Here is a 17,294-nt window from a genome sequence, read left to right on the forward strand (position 1 = left end):
GTAGAGTGACGGCCGTGTCCGACACCCCCGCCCCCCGCCCCGACCCGCTCCGCAGCGCTGCGTTCGCCGCGGATCTCGATGCCGCCGATCTCCGATCCGAGCCGCTGCGACGTCTCTGGGGCGAGGAGGCGGATGATGCACTCGCCCGTGGTCTGCGCGAGCCCATCCTTCGGGCGATCGCCGAGGATGAGGGGGTCCTCGCGACCCTCGGACGCCTCCTGGTGCTCGGGCTTCCGCAGCCCCGAGCGGCGGTGGAGCGCGCCCTGCCCACCCTCGGCGTGGACGGGCTGGAGGCTCTGGGGATGGCGACGACCGACGCCGACACCGTGACGCCGAGCGCGCTGCTGCGCCCGCAGTCGTTCGTCGACGAGGACGGAGTCGGGGAATGGTGGATCGCCAGCGACCTGGACGAGGTCGCCCTCGACGGCCCGCTGCCCGCCGACCACGTCCTCGGTGTGGGCGGAGCCTCCCGCACGCTCGCTGAGACGGTCGTCCCGCTCGCGGTGGATCGTGCCCTCGACCTCGGCACGGGCTGCGGCATCCAGGCGCTCCTCGTGGCACGACGCGCCGGCCGGGTCGTGGCCACCGACGTCTCCCGCCGCGCCCTCGCCTACGCCGCGCTGAACGCGCAACTGAACGGGGTCACGAACATCGAGTTCCGTCACGGGAGCATGTTCGAGCCGGTCGCCGGGGAGGCGTTCGACCTCATCGTCTCGAACCCGCCGTTCGTGATCACCCCGCGCACGGCGGGGGTGCCCGCCTACGAGTATCGCGACGGCGGTCTGGTCGGCGACGCACTGGTCGAGCAGTTCGTCCGCACGGCACCGGCGCACCTCACCCCGGGCGGCATCGCGCAGCTGCTGGGCAACTGGGAGTCGCGGACGGGCATCACCGGCCTCGCGCGGCTGGACGCGTGGGTGCCCGCTGACCTCGACCTGTGGGTCGTGGAGCGGGAGGAGCTGTCCCCTCTCGCCTATGCCGAGCTGTGGATCAGGGACGGCGGGATCACACCGCGCGATGCCGCCTTCACTCCGCTGCTGACCGCGTGGCTCGACGACTTCGCGGCGCGCGGCGTGACCGCGATCGGCTTCGGCTATGTGCTGCTCCGCCGCGGGCGGGGCGAGCCGCTGCGGCGATCGGAGCGGGTGACGCAGCCCGTGGCGAACGTGGGCGCGGCGCTCGGCCTCGGGCTCGCGGCCCACGATGCGCTCGCCGCAGGGCTGCCCGACACCCTCGTCGTGGCTCCGGACGTCACCGAGGCGCGCCACCTTCTCCCCGGTAACGACGACCCGAGCGTGATCGAGCTGCGTCAGGGCGGCGGGTTCGCGCGCACCGTCGCGGTGGACCCCGCGCTGGCCGGCTTCGTCGGCGCGTGCGACGGCGAGCTCCAGGTGCTGCAGATCGCCCCCGCCCTCGCGGACCTCTTCGAGGTGCCATTCGCGCAGCTGTGGGCGGAGCTCGAGCCGCGCATCCGCGGGCTCGTCCTCGACGGCTTCCTGCTCCCGGGGGAATAGTCCCGGCTTCCATGCGTTCGAATACACCATGAAGGCTTTCGGATTCCTCTCGTTCGGTCACTACGCCGACGTGCCCGGCTCGGCCACCCGCACGGCGGGCGACATGCTGAAGCAGACCATCGAGATCGCGGAGGGCGCCGACGAGCTCGGCGTCAACGGCGCCTACGTCCGCGTGCACCACTGGGCACGCCAGGCGGCGTCCCCGATGCCGCTGCTGACGGCCATGGCCGCGCGCACCGAGCGCATCGAGGTCGGCACCGGCGTGATCGACATGAGGTACGAGAACCCGTTCCAGTTCGCCGAGGAGGCGGCCGCACTCGACCTCATCGCGGACGGCCGTATCGCGCTCGGCGTGAGCCGCGGGTCACCCGAGACGGCGCTGCGCGGCTACGAGACCTTCGGCTTCCGCGACGAGGAGGACCCGGAGCGCGGCAGCGTGCTCGCACGGGAGAAGTTCGAGATCTTCCTCCGCGCCATCGACGGCGAGCGACTCGCTCCCGGCGACCCCCGGATGGTGGGTGCGGGACAGTACCTCGCGATCGAGCCGCAGTCCCCCACGCTGCGCGACCACATCTGGTGGGGCTCGGGTTCGCGCGCGACGGCCGAGGAGACCGGCCGCAAGGGGCTCAACATGATGAGCTCGACGCTCGTGACGGAGGCCACCGGTCAGCCCTTCCACGAGCTGCAGCGCGAGCAGATCGAGCTCTTCCGCTCCGCCTACCGTGAGGCCGGCCACACCGGGACGCCTCGCGTGTCGGTCAGCCGGAGCGTGTTCCCGCTCGTGTCGGACATGGACCGCGCCTATTTCGGGCTGCGCAGCGAGGAGAACGGCGACCAGATCGGCATCATCGACGGGTTCCGCTCCACGTTCGGCAAGACCTACGCCGCGGAGCCCGATGTGCTCATCGAGCAGCTCCGGCAGGACGAAGCCGTCATGGCCGCGGACACCCTCATGCTGACGATCCCGAACCAGCTCGGGCCGGAGTACAACCTCCACGTGCTCGAGGCGTTCGCGGAGCACGTGGCGCCGGCCCTCGGGTGGAAGCCCAACACGGAGGGACCGGTCCAGGGCGACCCCGTGGTCTGATCCGGTACGGCGGTCCGCTCTTGACAGCGGCCGCGGAACGCCCGACGCTGGGGACGGCGCGCCGACCGGTGCCCATCCCCACCGCTTCGGAGGCACCATGACCCGCGTGCGCGTCGACCTCAACATCACTCTCGACGGCTTCGCCACGACGACCGATCAGACCCCGGAGAACCCGTTCGGCGAGGACTGGGGACGACTCACCGCGGCCTACACGGCGACCCGCACCTTCCAGGAGCGCGTCTTCCACGACACGAGTGGTGCGGGCACCACCGGGGTGGACGAGAAGTACGCGGCGCAGTACTTCCAGGGCATCGGCGCCGAGATCATGGGGGCCGGGATGTTCGGGCTCCATGCGAACCCGGACGACCCGGAGTGGCGCGGCTGGTGGGGCGAGGAGCCGCCGTTCGAGGTGCCGGTGTTCGTCCTCACCCACACCCCGCGGCCGCCGATCGAGTTCGCGAACGGCACGAGCTTCCGCTTCCTCTCCGCGACCCCGGAGGAGGCGCTGCGGGAAGCCGTGGCCGTGGCCGGAGGACGTGACGTGCGCGTCGGCGGCGGGGCGACCACGGTCCGGGAGTTCCTGCGCGCCGGGCTCGTCGACGACCTGCACGTCGGCATCACCCCCATCCTCACCGGCAGCGGCATCCGGCTGTGGGACGACCTGCGCGGCCTCGAGGCCGGCTATCGCGTGACCTCCGAGGTCGCGGAGTCCGGCGTGACCCACATCACGTTCTCCCGCGAGGGCTGAGCCACCGGGGCGCGGTCGCAGAGTCACACCGAGGTCGCGGGGACTCCGTGAATCCCTGCGACCTCGTGCGGAAGTGCGCTGTCAGAGTGGAGGGCCGAACAGCTCCTCGCCGTGCTCGTGGAGGAGCCGGTACGCGTCGGCGAAGGTCTCGGGTTCCTTCTCACCCGGCGCGCCGTACCGGGCGAGGAGGAGCCCGAGAAGGCCGCGGGCGGGAGGCGTGAGCGGCTTGAGGTGATCCGCCTCGTTCGGCTGCGGGGTGCCGCCCTCGGGATTCGGCGGCGTGTACGCGGGTGTGGTCACGGGCCAGTCGGCCGGGTGCCGCGGCTTGTCGAGGTTCACGACGTTGAGCAGCGTGTTGGCCGACTGATCGCGGTCGTTCAGCGGCTCCAGGCCGTGCAGGCGCGACAGCGTGGCCGTGACCGACCCGTGGTGCATCTCGTCGTGGATGATCGTGCCGCGCCGCGTGTACGCCGACACCGCGATCGCCGGGACACGACAGCCGAGCCGGTCGAACGTGAAGCCCATCTCCCCGGCGCCGGTGTCCTTCGTGGGTTGCGTGGCTGCGGGGGGCGGCACGTGGTCGTAGCAGCCGCCGTGCTCGTCGAAGGTGATGAGCAGCAGCGTGTTCACGGCGTTCGAGCCGCCGGGCGTCGCGCTCGTGCGCACGGCCTCGTAGACGTCGTGGATGAGCCGATCGCCCGCCCGCACGTCGGAGATGGCGCTGTCGTACACGGGCTCACCGTCGACCATGCTCTCCCGCGGCTTCCCGAACGGCGGATGGAAGTCGTTGTGGTCGTAGACCATCCGCGGCTCGATGAACGCGTACGCCGGGAGGGTGCCGTTCTTCGCGTCGGCGTAGAAGTCCTCCATCGTGCCGAAATGATCCGTGCGCCAGTACTTCTCCAGCACCGCCGCATGCAGCATCCCGGTGAAGGAGACGAGCTGGAGTTCGTCGATGTAGATCCGCCAGCTCACCTTGCGGTCTTCCAGACGGTTGAACACGGTCGGTGCGGCAGGGGCATCGAGCCACTTCCGGTAACCGCCGCCGGCCTGGTTCGTCACGAAGCCGTGCGAGGTCGAGGCGTGGAAGAAGGAGCGGTTGCAGAAGGTCTGGGACGGCACTCCCGCGTACCAGTGGTCGAATACGGCGAACTCGGCGGCGAGGGTCGAGAGCACCGGAAGCATCTCCGGGGAAAACGAGCCCATGATGTGCCGCGCTTCGTCCAGGCCCGGTTCCTTCCCGTCGCGCAGTCGGCGGAAGTTGATGATGTAGTCCTCGAGGAAGCCGGACATCGTCGCCTTCTCGCCGTGGGTGGGGGCGTTGAAGGGCGTGGTCATCTGGTCGACGAACAGGTCGGCGTTGGTCTTCGGGTCGACGGTGCCGAAGATCTGCGTGTTGACGTGCGGGTACTCCTCACCCGGGTCCGGATCGGGGCGGCTCATGATGCGGTCGGTGTCGCCCCGGTAGACGTGCGCCTCCACGACCGTGCCGTCCGGGGCGGTGTTGCTGTGGGTGCCGAACGCGAGACCCTCGAAGGTCTCGCCCGCCGGCAGTGTCTCGGCCGTGTAGAGGTAGCCGAGGAGGTTGTCGAAGGAGCGGTTCTCGCCCATCACCACGACCACGTGATCGAAGCCGGGCTCGGAGCGCGGCGTGAGTGCGGCGAACGGATCCGGATCGTCGGCGAAGCCGTCCCGGCTTCCGGCCCCGGCGACGGAGGCCCCGATCGCCGCCCCTCCCGCGCCCCCGATCACCGCTCCGGCCAGGGCGGCGCCGCCGACGGTGAGGAATCCGCGCCGGGAGGGGTCGCGGGGAGAGGCGTCGGAGGGGTTGTCGGCGTCGACCATGCCGCGATCCTACGGGCCGGGCGGGCCCACTCAGCATTCCGGAGTTCCAGGAAAGTCGCGGAACGGGTCTCGAAGGGTCGCTGTGCGCGGGGTGGTTCAGGCGGCGGGGATCCAGAGGACGGCGCCGTCGCGCCAGCCGAGGCCGGCCGCACCCTCGGCGAGCGGGTCCTCGTGCCGCGGACGGACCACGCGGAGGCGGCGCCCGGCGAGCTCGACGATGTAGACGACGTCGGCGCCGCGGTAGACGTGCGCGATGACCTCGACCGGGACGGGGGCGCCCGGACCCGCCGCGGGCGACAGATGCAGATCCTCCTGCCGGAGCACGACCTCGCCGGAGCCGTCCGGCCCGGCGCCGGCGAGCGGGACCTGCACGGCGGTGCCGTCGAGGGTCGCGACCGCGCCGGAGCGCGTGGCCGGAAGGAGGTTCGCGGCACCGATGAAGTCGGCGGCGAAGGGGGTGAGCGGGGCGCTGTACAGCTCGGCCGGCGCACCCTCCTGTTCGATGATCCCGCCGTTCATGAGCACGATGCGGTCGGAGAGGCTCATCGCCTCCTCCTGGTCGTGCGTGACGAACACGGTCGTGAGGCCGAGTGTGCGGTGCAGTTCCTTCAGCTCGACCTGCATGTCCTCGCGCAGACGCGCATCGAGGTTGGACAGCGGCTCGTCGAGGAGGAGCACGCGCGGCTCGAACGCGATGGCGCGGGCCAGGGCGACGCGCTGCTGCTGTCCGCCGGAGAGCTGCGCGGGCATGCGATCCGCGAGGTGGCCCATCTGCACACGCTCCAGCGCCCGGACCGCGAGCTCCTTCTGCTCGGCCTTCGACTTCTCACCGGACATCCGCAGCCCGAAGCGCACGTTCTCGGCGACGCTCATGTGCGGGAAGAGCGCATAGCTCTGGAACATCATGCCGAGGTGACGCTTCTCGGGCGGCAGCTTCGTGACGTCGTGCCCCGCGATCTCGATCGTGCCGCTCGTGGGCGACTCGAGCCCGGCGATGCAGCGGAGCAGCGTCGTCTTCCCGCAGCCCGAAGGACCGAGGAGCGAGACGAACTCGCCGGACCGCATCGAGAGGTCGATGCCCTTGAGCACCTTCGTCCCCTTGAAGTCCTTGGTGAGTGAGGTGATGGTGAGCGTTGTCATCAGACGAACAACCTTCCCAGGCCGATGATGCGTTCGAGGACGATCATGAGGACGACGGTGAGTAGGACCATCAGGGTCGAGACGGCCGCCACGGTGGGCGACGTGCTGAACTCCAGCTGGCCGTAGATGGCGATGGGCAGGGTCTCCAGCTGCGGGGTGCGCAGGAAGAGGGCGATGACCGCATCGTCGAACGAGATGTTGAAGGCGAAGAACGCTCCGGCCGCGATGCCCGGACGCGCGATGGGCAGCACCACGAGGCGGTAGCGGTTCCAGGTGCCGGCGCCGAGGGTGCGCGCGGCCTCCTCGGTGAAGTGGTCGGCACGGGTCATCACGCCGGTCACGGTGCGCATGACGTAGGGGATCGCGATGACCACATGGATCGCGATGAGCACGCCCACGTTCGGGGAGCCGATCGTGAGCGAGGCGATGGAGAGGGCGCCGATCGCGAGGATGATCGTGGGGATCGTCAGCGGCGACATCAGCAGCGCCTGGATCGCCGCGCCTCCCGGAACACGGAACCGCGTCAGCGCGAGGGCGGCCGCGGTGCCGATGGCGGCGGCGAGGATCGCGACCGTCACGCCCACCACGAGGCTCAGACGGAACGGCTCCAGGTAGGTGTCGGAGGTGAGGGCCTCCACGTACCAGTCGAGCGTGAAGCCCTGTCCGGGGAACGTGAGGAACCGGTTCTCGCCCACCGAGGCGCCGGCGACGACGAGCAACGGGACGAGCATGTACAGCGTCACGATGACGCCGAGGAGGATCGCGAGGATACGGCCGAGGATCGGGACGGAACGGACCATGGTCACACCTTCTGCTTCCCGAGCCGGGACGTGGCCGCGAGCACGAGCATCACGCCCGCGAACAGCAGCACGGCCTGCGCCGCCGCGAACGCCCAGTCGAGGTTGGTGGTCGCGTCGACGTAGATCGTCTGTGCGAACACGGGGATCTGCGAGCCGCCGATGAAGCGGGGGGTGATGAAGGAGCTCACCGAGAGCACGAACACCAGGGAGGCGCCGGCGACGATGCCGGGCACCGACAGCGGCAGCACCACGTGCCGCAGCGTGCGCCAGAATCCGGCGCCGAGCGTGCGCGCGGCCTCTTCGAGCTGCGGGCGGATGCCGGAGATGACGCCGAGGATGCTGAGCACGGCGAACGGCAGCAGCACCTGCACCATCGCGATCACGACGCCGGTCTCGGTACCGAGGAATCCCTGGGTGCCGCCGACGAGGAATTCCGCGCCGGGGATCTGCATCATCAGGCCGGACGGCCCCATGAGCACCACCCAGCCGAAGGTGCGGACGACGACGCTCGTCATCAGCGGCAGGATCACGACGATGAGGAGGAAGGAGCGCACCTTCGAGCCGGCGCGCGCCATGATGTACGACAGCGGGACGGCGATGACGAGGGTGATCACCGTCTGGATCACCCCCAGGCGGAGCGATCGCAGCGCCGCCTGGAGGTGATACTCGCTCGCGAACAAGCGGGTGAAGTTGTCGAGGGTGAACCCGCCTGCCGGCGATTGCACGCTCATGAGCAGCATGCCGGCCACCGGGGTGACGAAGGCGAGCGCGAGCAGCACGATCGCCGGCAGGAGCAGGAGCCAGGGCTCCTTACGGGTTCGGACGCTCATTTGGTGATCAGCGCATTCCACTCATCGGTCCACGCCTGACGCGACGCGGCGATGTCGCCCGGGGCGTAGACCACGACGTCGTCGAGCTCGTCGCCGGTGAGCACGGCCGCGGCCGCCTCGTCCGACAGCTCGGCCTCCGTGTTGACGGGGGAGTAGCGCATGTTCTCGGCGAAGACGGTCTGCGCTTCGGGGCGCAGCTCGTAGTCGATGAAGAGCGTCGCCAGCTCGGGGTTGTCCCGGCCCTCGACGACGTTCGCCGTGATGAGCGACGCGGTCGCGCCCTCCTCCGGGACGATGAACTCGACGGGCAGACCCGCGTCCTGCAGGGTGCCCGCGTAGTCCATCGCGTACGGCGCCAGCCACGTGCCGCGCTGGGCGAAGGCGGTCTGCAGGTCCGGCGAGGTGGGGACGACGATCGCGTCACCCGAGGAGGCCAGCGCTCCGAGGTCGGCGATGGCCGCGGACGGGTCCTCGATGCCACCCCCGAGGGCGTCGGCCACGCGCAGCATCGACAGCACCCCGTAGGTGTTCGAGAAGTCCGTCAGGGCGACGTGACCGGCGTACGCGTCGTCGAAGAGGTCTTCCCAGGACGTCGGCGCCGGGGCGTCGGCCTCGGTGTTGTAGACGAGTCCGATGGGCGCGAGCTGGATGACCGGACCCTCGCCGCGCTCGAGGCCGGCGGTCGCGATGTCGACGAGGTCCCCCGCTGCGGACAGGTCGTCCGCGGCGATCGGGGCGATGAGGCCCTGCTCCGCGGCGGTGAACTCCTGCCCGCCGGAGAAGTGCACGACGTCGATCTGCGGGCTCGCCTTCTGGGCGGTGACCTGGGCGAGGGCGTCGGCGCTGTACAGGGTGATCAGCTCGACCTTCGCTCCGGTCTCCTCCTCGAACGGGTCGACGACGGCCTCGATGAAGGCCTTCTCCCAGTCTCCGCCGAACGACGTGACGACCAGGGTCTCGCCGGCGAACTCCTTGTCACCACCGGACGAGGACTCGCCGTCGCCGGACGCGCAGCCGGCGAGGACGAGGGCACCGGTGGCGACGAGCGCGCCGGCGGTGAGGATTCTGCGGGTGTTCATGCACTGCTCCTTCGGGATGGGTCCAGCACGGGGGGTGGACGCCTAGACCAGGCGTCCGATGGTGAGCTGCTTCGCTCCGTCGATGCGGATCGCGGCGCTCTCCTGAGCGAACTCCGCGAGTCCTTCGGTGATGCCGGCCCAGATGTTGACGGGTGTCCATCCGAGGGGGCCGAGAATACGGGCACCACGATCGTAGAAGACTCCGATCTCGTACCACTCGAACGGCAGTCCGCCCATCTGCATGGGGCGCTGCCAGTACCACTGCAGGTCACCCGGTGCGGGCACGACCTGCTGGTTCTCCGCGGGCACGGCCTCGGGGTCGAAGTTCTGGGCCTCCTCGGGAAGACCGACCATGACCTCGGGTCCGGCGTACATCGCGTGCATCGCCTGCATCGTGACCGGCTTCTCCAGCGCGCCCCACATCGCCTCGCACGTGCGAGGGGCGAGGTCCTCGAACAGGGTGGCGACGGCGCGGACGCCGTTCTCGTACTCGAGGAAGACCTGCTTGGTCATCGTGTTCCTTTCTGGGCAGCGGACGGTTCCGCTGCGCGTTCGCGGGCGGCCGCGACGAACGCCGCGAACAGCGGTCGCTCCTCGGCGGCCTCTTCGGGGTCTGTCATCTTCTCGGGGTGCCACTGCACCGCCCAGAAGGCCCAGTCGTCGTCCGACTCGACGGCCTCGACGATGCCGTCGGGCGCCCACGCGACGGGGCGCAGCCCGGGGGCCGGGGTGTCGACGGACTGGTGATGGATGGTGTTGACCGTCCTCGCCGTCGTCCCGTAGAGCGCGGCGAGCCTGCTGTCCTCCGCGAACGTGACGGCGTGCCGGGCGGAGAGCTGCTCGTCTGCTCCTCGCACCGGGTGATGGTCGGCCGTGGCGGGGATGTCGACGATGAGGGAGCCGCCGAACGCGACGGTGCAGACCTGGAGCCCGCGGCAGATCGCCAGCACCGGCAGGTCGCGTTCCCTGGCGCCGAGGGCGAGCGCGATCTCGTAGCCGTCGCGGGCCGAGTCGTAGGACTTCCCGTCCTGCGGCTCGGCGCCGTAGTGCGAGGGGTGCAGATCCTCCCCGCCGGAGAGCACCAGCCCGTCGAGCCGATCGAGGACCTCGTCGACACCGGCGGTCGGAGGCAGCAGCACGACGGCGCCGCCGGCGGCCTCGATCGGCGTGGCGTACTCGGCGCCGAGGGTGTGCGCGGGGCGACCCGTGCCGAGGTCGGTGTCGATGGCGCGGCGCCAGGTGGTGATGCCGATGAGCGGGCGGGTCACGACAGCTCGATCCACGTGGTCTTCAGGTCGGTGAACTTCTCCATCGCGTGCAGACTCTTGTCGCGCCCGAAGCCGGAGCCCTTGACCCCGCCGAAGGGGATGGTCATGTCGCCCTCCTCGAAGCAGTTGACCCAGACGACACCCGCCCGCAGCCGGCGGGAGAGGGTGTGCACGGCGTTGAGGTCGGTGCTCCACAGCGCGGCGGCGAGGCCGTACTCGGTGCCGTTGGCGATGGCGAGGGCGTCCTCGACGTCGTCGTACGCGATGACCGACAGCACGGGGCCGAAGACCTCGCGCTGCGCCACCTCGTGCGCGGGGGTCACGCCGAGCACGACGGGGGCGAAGTAGCTGCCGCCGTCGACGGCGGAGAACCGTTCGGTGCTGCCGGCCGCGAGCTCGGCGCCGTCGGCCACCGCGCGCTCGACGAACCCCGCGATCCCGGCGAGCTGCTTCTCGCTGACGATCGCCCCCATCGACGTGGACACGTCGAACGGGTCGGCCGGGAGAGCCGTACGGGCGACGTCGGCGGCGATCTCCAGGGCCCTGTCGTACTGCGCGCGGGGGACGAGCAGCCGGGACGAGGCCGTGCACATCTGCCCCTGGTTGTAGAAGCAGCCGTCGGCCGTGGCGCGGACCGCCCGCTCCAGATCGGCGTCCGGCAACACGAGGCTCGCCGTCTTGCCGCCGAGCTCCGGCCACACACGCTTGCCGTTCGACGCCGCGGCGTATCCGAGGAACCGGCGGCCGACCTCAGGCGAGCCCGTGAACGTGACGACGTCGACATCGGGGTGCTCGCCGAGTGCGCGGCCGGCGACGTGGCCGGCGCCGGGGGTGACGTTCAGCACGCCGGCCGGGATGCCGGCCTCGTGGGCGAGCTCGGCCAGGCGCAGGGCCGAGAAGGTGGTGTGCTCGGCGGGCTTGAGGACGACGCTGTTGCCGACGGCGAGAGCGGGGGCGAGCTTCCAGGCCGTCATCGTGAGCGGGAAGTTCCACGGCACGACCGCGGCGACGACGCCGGCCGGCTCCCTGGTGACGAGGGCGAGGCTGCCCGGCGCGGTGACCGGGAGCTCGTCGAGCACCTTGTCGGCCGCCTCTCCGTACCAGCGGAAGCAGTTCACGACCGCGCGCAGCTCCGTCTGGAGCGCTTCTCGCACCGGCTTGCCCATCTCGAGCGAGATCGTGAGGGCCAGCTCCTCGGCGTTGTCGTGGATGCGCTGCGCGAAGGCGATCAGGCGCTGGCCGCGCTCGCGCGGGGCGATGCGCGACCACACGCCGGAGTCGAACGCGGCACGGGCGGAGCGGACCGCGCGGTCGACGTCGGCGGCGGAGGCGGCCGCGATCCGGGGCAGTGCCCGGCCGTCGCGGGGACTGATCGGTGCGAGGGGATCGGCGGTTCCGGCCTCCCAGGAGCCGTCGATGAACATGCGGGTGTGCAGCGACAGTGCCGCCGCGCGGTCCGCCCAGTCGTCTCCAGTTGCCGTGAACACGGTCGTCCTCTCCAGGGGTGAAGGCCCTGGAAGGGATACTCGCTCTATTTCGCCATTGCGTCAAGGCAATGCGAACGATCCCGCCATTTCTTTACACGTCCGTAACAGAATCGGCCTACAAGCGGATGGCTCCCGTCGGCATGTCCTGCGCCAGCGCCGCCGGCGCCTCGTCCACGATCAGCGACCCGCGGAGCACCGGCGTGATGACGACGAGCGACTCCACGACCTCCAGCCCGTCGTGGCCCGCCACCGCGGGACCGGTGAGGAAGTCGTAGAACTCGTCCGCGTCGCGCACGAGCACGTTCATCAGGAGCTGCGACGTGCCGGTCGTCGCGACGATGAACTTCACCTCGGGGGCGGCGGCGAGGGCGGATCCCACCTTCTCCAGCCGGTCCATCGGCACGCGCAGCCACACCAGAGCCTCCAGCCCGAGGCCGAAGAGGCTCGGGACGATCTCCGTGCGCGGGTGCATGAGCCCGCGGCGGTTGAGCGATTCCATCCGTCGGCGCGTCGTGGTGACGTTCAGTCCGAGCGCGCGGGCGAGCTGTGCGACGGGCATCCGTCCGTCCTTCAGCAGGAGTCGGATCAGCGCCTCCTCGTCCGCGCTCAAGGCGTCCGCCGGGTCGACCTCGGACCCGGAGGACTCGTCCAGCATCCGCACCTGCTCGTCGGACAGCACCCCCACCCGCCAGTCGTGTCCGGAGCGGAAGAACTTCAGCACCGTGGTGACGTTGATCGACGCGATGCCCTCCACCTCGGGGAAGTCGGTGAAGAGCAGCTCGCGGATCGATGCGTCGTCGTGGGGGAGGAGCATGCCGGCGATGTCGCTGCTGCCCTCGAGGACCGACACGGACGAGGCGTCGGCGCGACGGGCGAGGGTGCGGGCGACGTGCCAGAGCGCATGCGGTTCGGTCGTGATCCGGAACAGGACGGCGCGGGCATGGAGCACGCGGGCGGGGTCGACGTAGGTCGAGACGCGCACGAGGCCGCGGTCCAGCAGACGCTGTCCGCGGCGGGCGACCGTCCGCTCGGGGAGGTCGACCACACGGGCGATCTCGCCCCAGGACGCGCGGCCGTTCACCTGCAGGGCCGCCGCGACGATCCGATCGGTCTCATCGGCCAGGGCATCGTTCGCGGGCACGGGTTCTCCTTCGCGGGTCGGGCACGTGAAGGTTATCCCAGTCCCGCGGCGCGTCCATCGTGCACATCTCCGGAGATTCGTGTCGACACGCCGGGGCCGCCCTCCCGGGCGCGGCGTGTCGGCTGAGATCTCCTGAGTTGTGCACGGGAGGGACGGCACGGGCGCCGCCGGGAGGACCGGCGGCGCCCGCGGAGGGGACGGGTTACTCGGCGTCCGTCGACTCGACGACCGCGGTCGCACGGCGACGACGCAGGGCGAACAGGCCGAGGCCGGCGGCGAGCAGCACGATGGCCCCGATGACGAACGGCATGCTGTCGGCGCCCGTCGTCGCGAGGTCGCCGTCGGTTGCGTCACCCGAGCCGTTCTCGCCGGGGACGACCGCTCCGCCGCCCGCCGCCGCGGTGACGGTGAGCGAGGCGGTGACCTCGGTGCCGTCGGGACGGATCACGGCGAGCGTGTGCGTGCCGGCCGGGGTGCCGGCGGGGATGGTGACCGTGCGGGAGAACGTCCCATCTGCCGCCGCCGTGACCGTGCCCAGCGAGACCGGGTCCGAGCGGAGTTCGAGCGCCAGCTCGGCGCCCTCCGCGAAGCCGCTGCCCGACACGGCGAGCGTGCCGCCGGCGGTGACCGAGGACGCGCCCAGCTCGACGGTCGCGGGCTTCTCGGGCTCCGGCTCCTCCGTGACCGGCGGGGTGACGCCGGCCTCGGTGACCCACTTCTCGCCCGCGTCGGACTTGGTCACCGTGAACGTGTCGTAGACCGCGCCCACGGGGAGCTCGGTCGTGGCGTCCGGCTGCTTCTCGGCGAGATACGACCGGTAGACGAGCTGGTTCTTCGAGACATCGATCACCTGGTAGGTCGTCACGCCCTGACCGCGCAGCACCTGGGTGGCGCCGTTGTTGGTCCAGACGTTCTTCTCGGGGGTCTCCAGGTCGTAGTGCTTGGCGCCGGAGTTCGACACGACGTACACCGGCCCCGTGGTGAGTCCGGCGGTGTCGGTGGCGTCCGTGTTCACGTAGCCGCGGGCGTACGTGTGATCGTGGCCCATGAGCACGAGGTCGATGTCGTTGCGCTGGAAGACGGGCAGCCACTCGGCGCGGAGCACCGGCTCGTCACGACCGGCCGACGCGGAGAACACCGGCTGGTGGAACGTGACGACGTTCCACTTCGACGGGCTGTTCTGCAGCAGCAGGTCGAGCCACGCCGCCTGGAAGCGGGTCCACAGCGTGCCGATCTGCGACGACGGGCATTCCGCGCCCGTGCAGGACGGGAGCCCGGCCGGCGTGAGGAAGGTCGTGTCGCGGGTCGCGTTCAGGGTGATGAAACGGACGCCCTGGTAGTCGGTGTAGTACGCGGTCTCTGCGGCGAACGAGCTCCAGTGGTCGAAGAACGCACGATACTGCTGTGCGACCTCGGAGTCGCCCTTCGCGAGGTTCGCGAGGTCCCCGATCGAGCTCGTGGACGGGTTGTTGTGCGGGTACTCGAACGCGGCCTTCCAGGCGGTGAGGAGCTTGTCCCCCGAGTACTCGTGGTTGCCGGGGGCGGCCATGACGTTGGTGCGCACGGCGGAATCCTCCATGCCCTTGAACCAGTTCAGCCACTCGTTCTCGTTGCTGGACGTGTTGATGAGGTCTCCGGCGTGCACGGAGCCGATCGATCGCGGGGCGTGGGCCTCTGCCTGCTTCACGACGCTCGGCCAGGTGGTGTCGAGACCGATCTGGGCGTCGCCGTAGTAGATGAACTGGAAGTCGCTCGCCTTCGGGTCCGCGGTGCGGAACTCGTGCCAGTCGCTCCAGCTGCCGGGGAGGCCGACGCGGTAACGGTACGCGGTGGCCGGGATGAGGTCGGTGACCGTGGCCGAGAAGTGCTTGTTCGGGTTGCCGTTCACCACTCCGGCGTCATAGGCGTCGACCGTCCTGGTGGCACCACCGGATGCGGGGCCGATCTCGACCTGACCTGCCGTGTGCGACGCGTCGCCCGCGAGCCAGGAGAACGACTGCGACACCTCCGGCTTCTCGGTCGGGGTGAGGATGACCCGGGTCGGCGGTGCGACGACGGGAGTGCCGGGGTCGGAGGCCTTCACGAGGGTCAGCGACGACATGTCGAAGTAGATGTCGGAGCTCGAGGCCCGGTCCTGGAACAGCGACACGGCGATGGTGTTCGTGCCGTCGCGGAGCAGGTCGCCCTCGGCGCTGAACGTGCTGGTCAGGGGGTCGCCGTTGGAGTCTCCGGCGTACTCGACGTTGGTGGTGTCGGTGATGCGGCCGTCGACGTAGCGGGCGACCTCCTCGCCGTTGACCCACACGATGATCGCGTCGTCGAAGGTGACGGTGCTCTGCAGGGCGGCGACCCGCTCGGCGACGCCGGCCTCCAGCTCGAAGGTCGTGCGGAAGAAGTACGTCGGCACCGTCGGTGCCTTCACCCCGTCGAGGTAGTGGTTGAGGAGTGTCTTCGGGGTCTGCGGTCCCACCGGCGCGAGGGCGCCGTTCTTGGCACCGAAGCTGCCCGGTGCGGTCTTCCAGGCGCTGTCGTCGTACGCGGGCAGGGTCCAGTCGCGCAGCGCGGCCGGGGCGGGCGACGGGTCGGAGCCGTCGTCGAGGTAGTGCCAGGGGGTGTCGCCGGTGAGGAGCGAGCCGGTCGGCACTTCCGGGTCGGGCGCGGCGAGGGCCGCGGGGGCGACGACGGCGCCGCCGAGCACGGCGAGCAGCGCGACGGACGTCAGTCCGCGACGCCGCCACCGCACCGCAGGGGTGGGGGAGGTCATGTCTGTCCTTCGTGGGTGGGTGTCCGTGCTCAGCCGCACGGGGCGCCCCCAGCCCAGCGGAGCCGGATGACCGGGGTCTGACATCAAGACGACCGGGAGGTGAACGCGGGCGCGTCAGGGGGTGGCCGGTACGCTGGAACCCATGCTCAACATGGCCGACGGCCTCGCGCGTCTCGGCGCGCTCGCCGAGAATCCCGTCGTCCGTACCCTCGCGGAGGCCTTCGACGAAGCCGGTTTCGAGCTCGCCGTCGTGGGCGGTCCGGTGCGCGATGCGCTGCTCGGGCGGCAGACGCACGACCTCGACTTCACGACGAGTGCGTCGCCGGATCAGATCCTCGCGATCGTGAAGCCGGTGGCATCCGCGCACTGGGACATCGGTCGGGCCTTCGGGACCATCGGTGCCCGGGTCCGGGGCGAGCAGGTCGAGATCACGACCTATCGGGCGGACAGCTACGACGGCGTGACGCGCAAGCCGACGGTGGAGTTAGGCGACTCGATCGACGGCGACCTCGTCCGCCGCGACTTCACGGTCAACGCGATGGCCCTCCAGGTGCCCGCGGTGAAGCTCGTCGATCCGACCGGCGGGGTCGAGGACCTCGTGGCGGGGGTACTGCGGACGCCGACGGATCCTCGGGTGTCGTTCGGCGACGACCCGCTCCGGATGCTGCGGGCCGCCCGGTTCAGCGCGCAGCTCGGCTTCACGGTGGAGGAGGACACGGAGCGGGCGATCACCGAGCTCCGCGAGACGCTGAAGATCGTGAGCCCCGAGCGCGTGCAGTCCGAGCTCGTGCGCCTCATGCAGACCGACGACCCCGTCCGCGGCATCCGGGTGCTGGTGGAGACCGGTCTCATCGACGAGTTCCTCCCCGAGGTGAGCGCCCTCAAGCTCGAGGTCGACGAGCACCACCATCACAAGGACGTCTACGAGCACTCCCTCACGGTGCTCCGTCAGGCCATCGCGCTCGAGCACGCCAGGAACCCCGGGGCCCCGGCGGATGTGCCGCTGCGGATCGCGGCTCTGCTCCACGACATCGGCAAGCCCCGCACGCGCAAGCTCGAGCCGGGTGGCGCGGTCACGTTCCACCACCACGACGTCGTCGGCGCCCGGATGGCCCGCAAGCGGCTGCAGGCCCTGCGCTTCGACTCGGCGACCACGGACGCCGTCGCGACCCTGATCGAGCTGCATCTGCGGTTCTTCGGCTATGCGGAGGGGGCGTGGACGGATGCCGCCGTGCGCCGCTACGTCCGCGATGCCGGGGACCTGCTGGAGCGGCTGCACATCCTCACGCGCGCCGACGTCACCACGCGGAACAAGCGCAAGGCCGCCCGGCTCGCCGCCGCCTACGACGACATCGAGTCACGGATCGCGGCGCTCCGGGAGCAGGAGGAGCTCGACGCGATCCGTCCGGAGCTCGACGGCAACCGCATCCAGGAGGTCCTCGGCATCAAGCCGGGCCGGGAGGTCGGCGAGGCGTACCGGTTCCTCCTCGATCTGCGCCTCGACGAGGGTGTGCTGGGCGAGGCCGTCGCGGAGCAGCGACTCCGGGAGTGGTGGGCGTCGCGCGGCTGACTCCTGCCGGCCCACCCCCTT

General features: G+C 70.6%; 14 protein-coding genes. 4 read left to right on the forward strand and 10 right to left on the reverse strand.

The genetic code is table 11. The annotated features are described in order from the left end of the window. Positions 1-5 precede the first annotated feature (5 nt). The 3 genes from AB0P08_RS13915 (at position 6) to AB0P08_RS13925 (ending at position 3,349) form a co-directional block, all read left to right on the forward strand. Entirely contained in the window at positions 6-1,514 is a 1,509-nt protein-coding gene (locus AB0P08_RS13915) for a class I SAM-dependent methyltransferase (protein WP_522727316.1), read from the forward strand. Between the two features lie 28 nt (positions 1,515-1,542). Next, on the forward strand, positions 1,543-2,601 hold the full coding sequence (locus tag AB0P08_RS13920; protein ID WP_259953747.1) for an LLM class flavin-dependent oxidoreductase: 1,059 nt from the start codon (positions 1,543-1,545) through the stop codon (positions 2,599-2,601). A 97-nt stretch (positions 2,602-2,698) separates the two neighbouring features. Then, positions 2,699-3,349 carry a dihydrofolate reductase family protein gene (locus AB0P08_RS13925; RefSeq protein ID WP_363590236.1) on the forward strand — a complete coding sequence of 217 codons (651 nt, stop codon included), beginning with the start codon at positions 2,699-2,701 and terminating at the stop codon, positions 3,347-3,349. 81 nt (positions 3,350-3,430) lie between these two features. Here AB0P08_RS13925 and AB0P08_RS13930 read toward each other — a convergent pair whose 3' ends face one another. The 10 genes from AB0P08_RS13930 to AB0P08_RS13975 form a co-directional block, all read right to left on the reverse strand. After that, on the reverse strand, positions 3,431-5,194 hold the full coding sequence (locus AB0P08_RS13930; RefSeq protein ID WP_363590237.1) for an alkaline phosphatase family protein: 1,764 nt from the start codon (positions 5,192-5,194) through the stop codon (positions 3,431-3,433). 96 nt (positions 5,195-5,290) lie between these two features. After that, positions 5,291-6,334 (reverse strand): ABC transporter ATP-binding protein, encoded by a 1,044-nt coding sequence (locus tag AB0P08_RS13935; protein WP_363590238.1) that lies wholly within the window; start codon positions 6,332-6,334, stop codon positions 5,291-5,293. After that, the gene (locus tag AB0P08_RS13940) at positions 6,334-7,134 is read right to left on the reverse strand and encodes an ABC transporter permease (RefSeq protein ID WP_025102849.1); all 801 of its coding nucleotides are present in this window, start codon (positions 7,132-7,134) and stop codon (positions 6,334-6,336) included. The genes AB0P08_RS13935 and AB0P08_RS13940 overlap by 1 nt, the downstream gene beginning before the upstream one ends. 2 nt (positions 7,135-7,136) lie before the next feature. Next, entirely contained in the window at positions 7,137-7,964 is an 828-nt protein-coding gene (locus AB0P08_RS13945; RefSeq protein WP_363590239.1) for an ABC transporter permease, read from the reverse strand. Next, positions 7,961-9,043, reverse strand: a complete 1,083-nt coding sequence (locus AB0P08_RS13950; RefSeq protein ID WP_363590240.1) for an ABC transporter substrate-binding protein — start codon at positions 9,041-9,043, stop codon at positions 7,961-7,963. The genes AB0P08_RS13945 and AB0P08_RS13950 overlap by 4 nt, the downstream gene beginning before the upstream one ends. 42 nt (positions 9,044-9,085) lie before the next feature. Then, complete coding sequence (locus tag AB0P08_RS13955) at positions 9,086-9,556, reverse strand: DUF3830 family protein (RefSeq protein WP_025102846.1); 471 nt, start codon at positions 9,554-9,556, stop codon at positions 9,086-9,088. Continuing rightward, positions 9,553-10,311 (reverse strand): gamma-glutamyl-gamma-aminobutyrate hydrolase family protein, encoded by a 759-nt coding sequence (locus AB0P08_RS13960; RefSeq protein ID WP_363590241.1) that lies wholly within the window; start codon positions 10,309-10,311, stop codon positions 9,553-9,555. Before AB0P08_RS13960 ends, AB0P08_RS13955 begins: the two co-directional genes overlap by 4 nt. Beyond that, entirely contained in the window at positions 10,308-11,798 is a 1,491-nt protein-coding gene (locus tag AB0P08_RS13965; protein ID WP_363590242.1) for an aldehyde dehydrogenase family protein, read from the reverse strand. The genes AB0P08_RS13960 and AB0P08_RS13965 overlap by 4 nt, the downstream gene beginning before the upstream one ends. A gap of 115 nt (positions 11,799-11,913) precedes the next feature. After that, positions 11,914-12,939, reverse strand: a complete 1,026-nt coding sequence (locus AB0P08_RS13970) for an Lrp/AsnC family transcriptional regulator (RefSeq protein WP_363590243.1) — start codon at positions 12,937-12,939, stop codon at positions 11,914-11,916. 202 nt (positions 12,940-13,141) lie between these two features. Then, on the reverse strand, positions 13,142-15,703 hold the full coding sequence (locus tag AB0P08_RS13975) for a fibronectin type III domain-containing protein (RefSeq protein WP_363590244.1): 2,562 nt from the start codon (positions 15,701-15,703) through the stop codon (positions 13,142-13,144). A gap of 142 nt (positions 15,704-15,845) precedes the next feature. Here AB0P08_RS13975 and AB0P08_RS13980 point away from each other — a divergent pair, with 142 nt between their 5' ends. Further along, positions 15,846-17,273 (forward strand): CCA tRNA nucleotidyltransferase, encoded by a 1,428-nt coding sequence (locus AB0P08_RS13980; protein WP_363590245.1) that lies wholly within the window; start codon positions 15,846-15,848, stop codon positions 17,271-17,273. The last annotated feature ends 21 nt before the right edge of the window (positions 17,274-17,294 follow it).

The sequence above is a fragment of the Microbacterium meiriae genome (assembly GCF_040686935.1).
Lineage (GTDB): Bacteria > Actinomycetota > Actinomycetes > Actinomycetales > Microbacteriaceae > Microbacterium > Microbacterium meiriae.

Excerpts from the sequence above, each read along its gene's own strand:
- AB0P08_RS13925 (WP_363590236.1), top strand. The coding sequence starts at position 2,699 with ATGACCCGCGTGCGCGTCGACCTCAACATCACTCTCGACGGCTTCGCC.
- AB0P08_RS13950 (WP_363590240.1), bottom strand. The coding sequence starts at position 9,043 with ATGAACACCCGCAGAATCCTCACCGCCGGCGCGCTCGTCGCCACCGGT.
- AB0P08_RS13935 (WP_363590238.1), bottom strand. The coding sequence starts at position 6,334 with ATGACAACGCTCACCATCACCTCACTCACCAAGGACTTCAAGGGGACG.
- AB0P08_RS13945 (WP_363590239.1), bottom strand. The coding sequence starts at position 7,964 with ATGAGCGTCCGAACCCGTAAGGAGCCCTGGCTCCTGCTCCTGCCGGCG.
- AB0P08_RS13955 (WP_025102846.1), bottom strand. The coding sequence starts at position 9,556 with ATGACCAAGCAGGTCTTCCTCGAGTACGAGAACGGCGTCCGCGCCGTC.
- AB0P08_RS13930 (WP_363590237.1), bottom strand. The coding sequence starts at position 5,194 with ATGGTCGACGCCGACAACCCCTCCGACGCCTCTCCCCGCGACCCCTCC.
- AB0P08_RS13920 (WP_259953747.1), top strand. The coding sequence starts at position 1,543 with ATGAAGGCTTTCGGATTCCTCTCGTTCGGTCACTACGCCGACGTGCCC.
- AB0P08_RS13975 (WP_363590244.1), bottom strand. The coding sequence starts at position 15,703 with ATGACCTCCCCCACCCCTGCGGTGCGGTGGCGGCGTCGCGGACTGACG.
- AB0P08_RS13940 (WP_025102849.1), bottom strand. The coding sequence starts at position 7,134 with ATGGTCCGTTCCGTCCCGATCCTCGGCCGTATCCTCGCGATCCTCCTC.
- AB0P08_RS13980 (WP_363590245.1), top strand. The coding sequence starts at position 15,846 with ATGCTCAACATGGCCGACGGCCTCGCGCGTCTCGGCGCGCTCGCCGAG.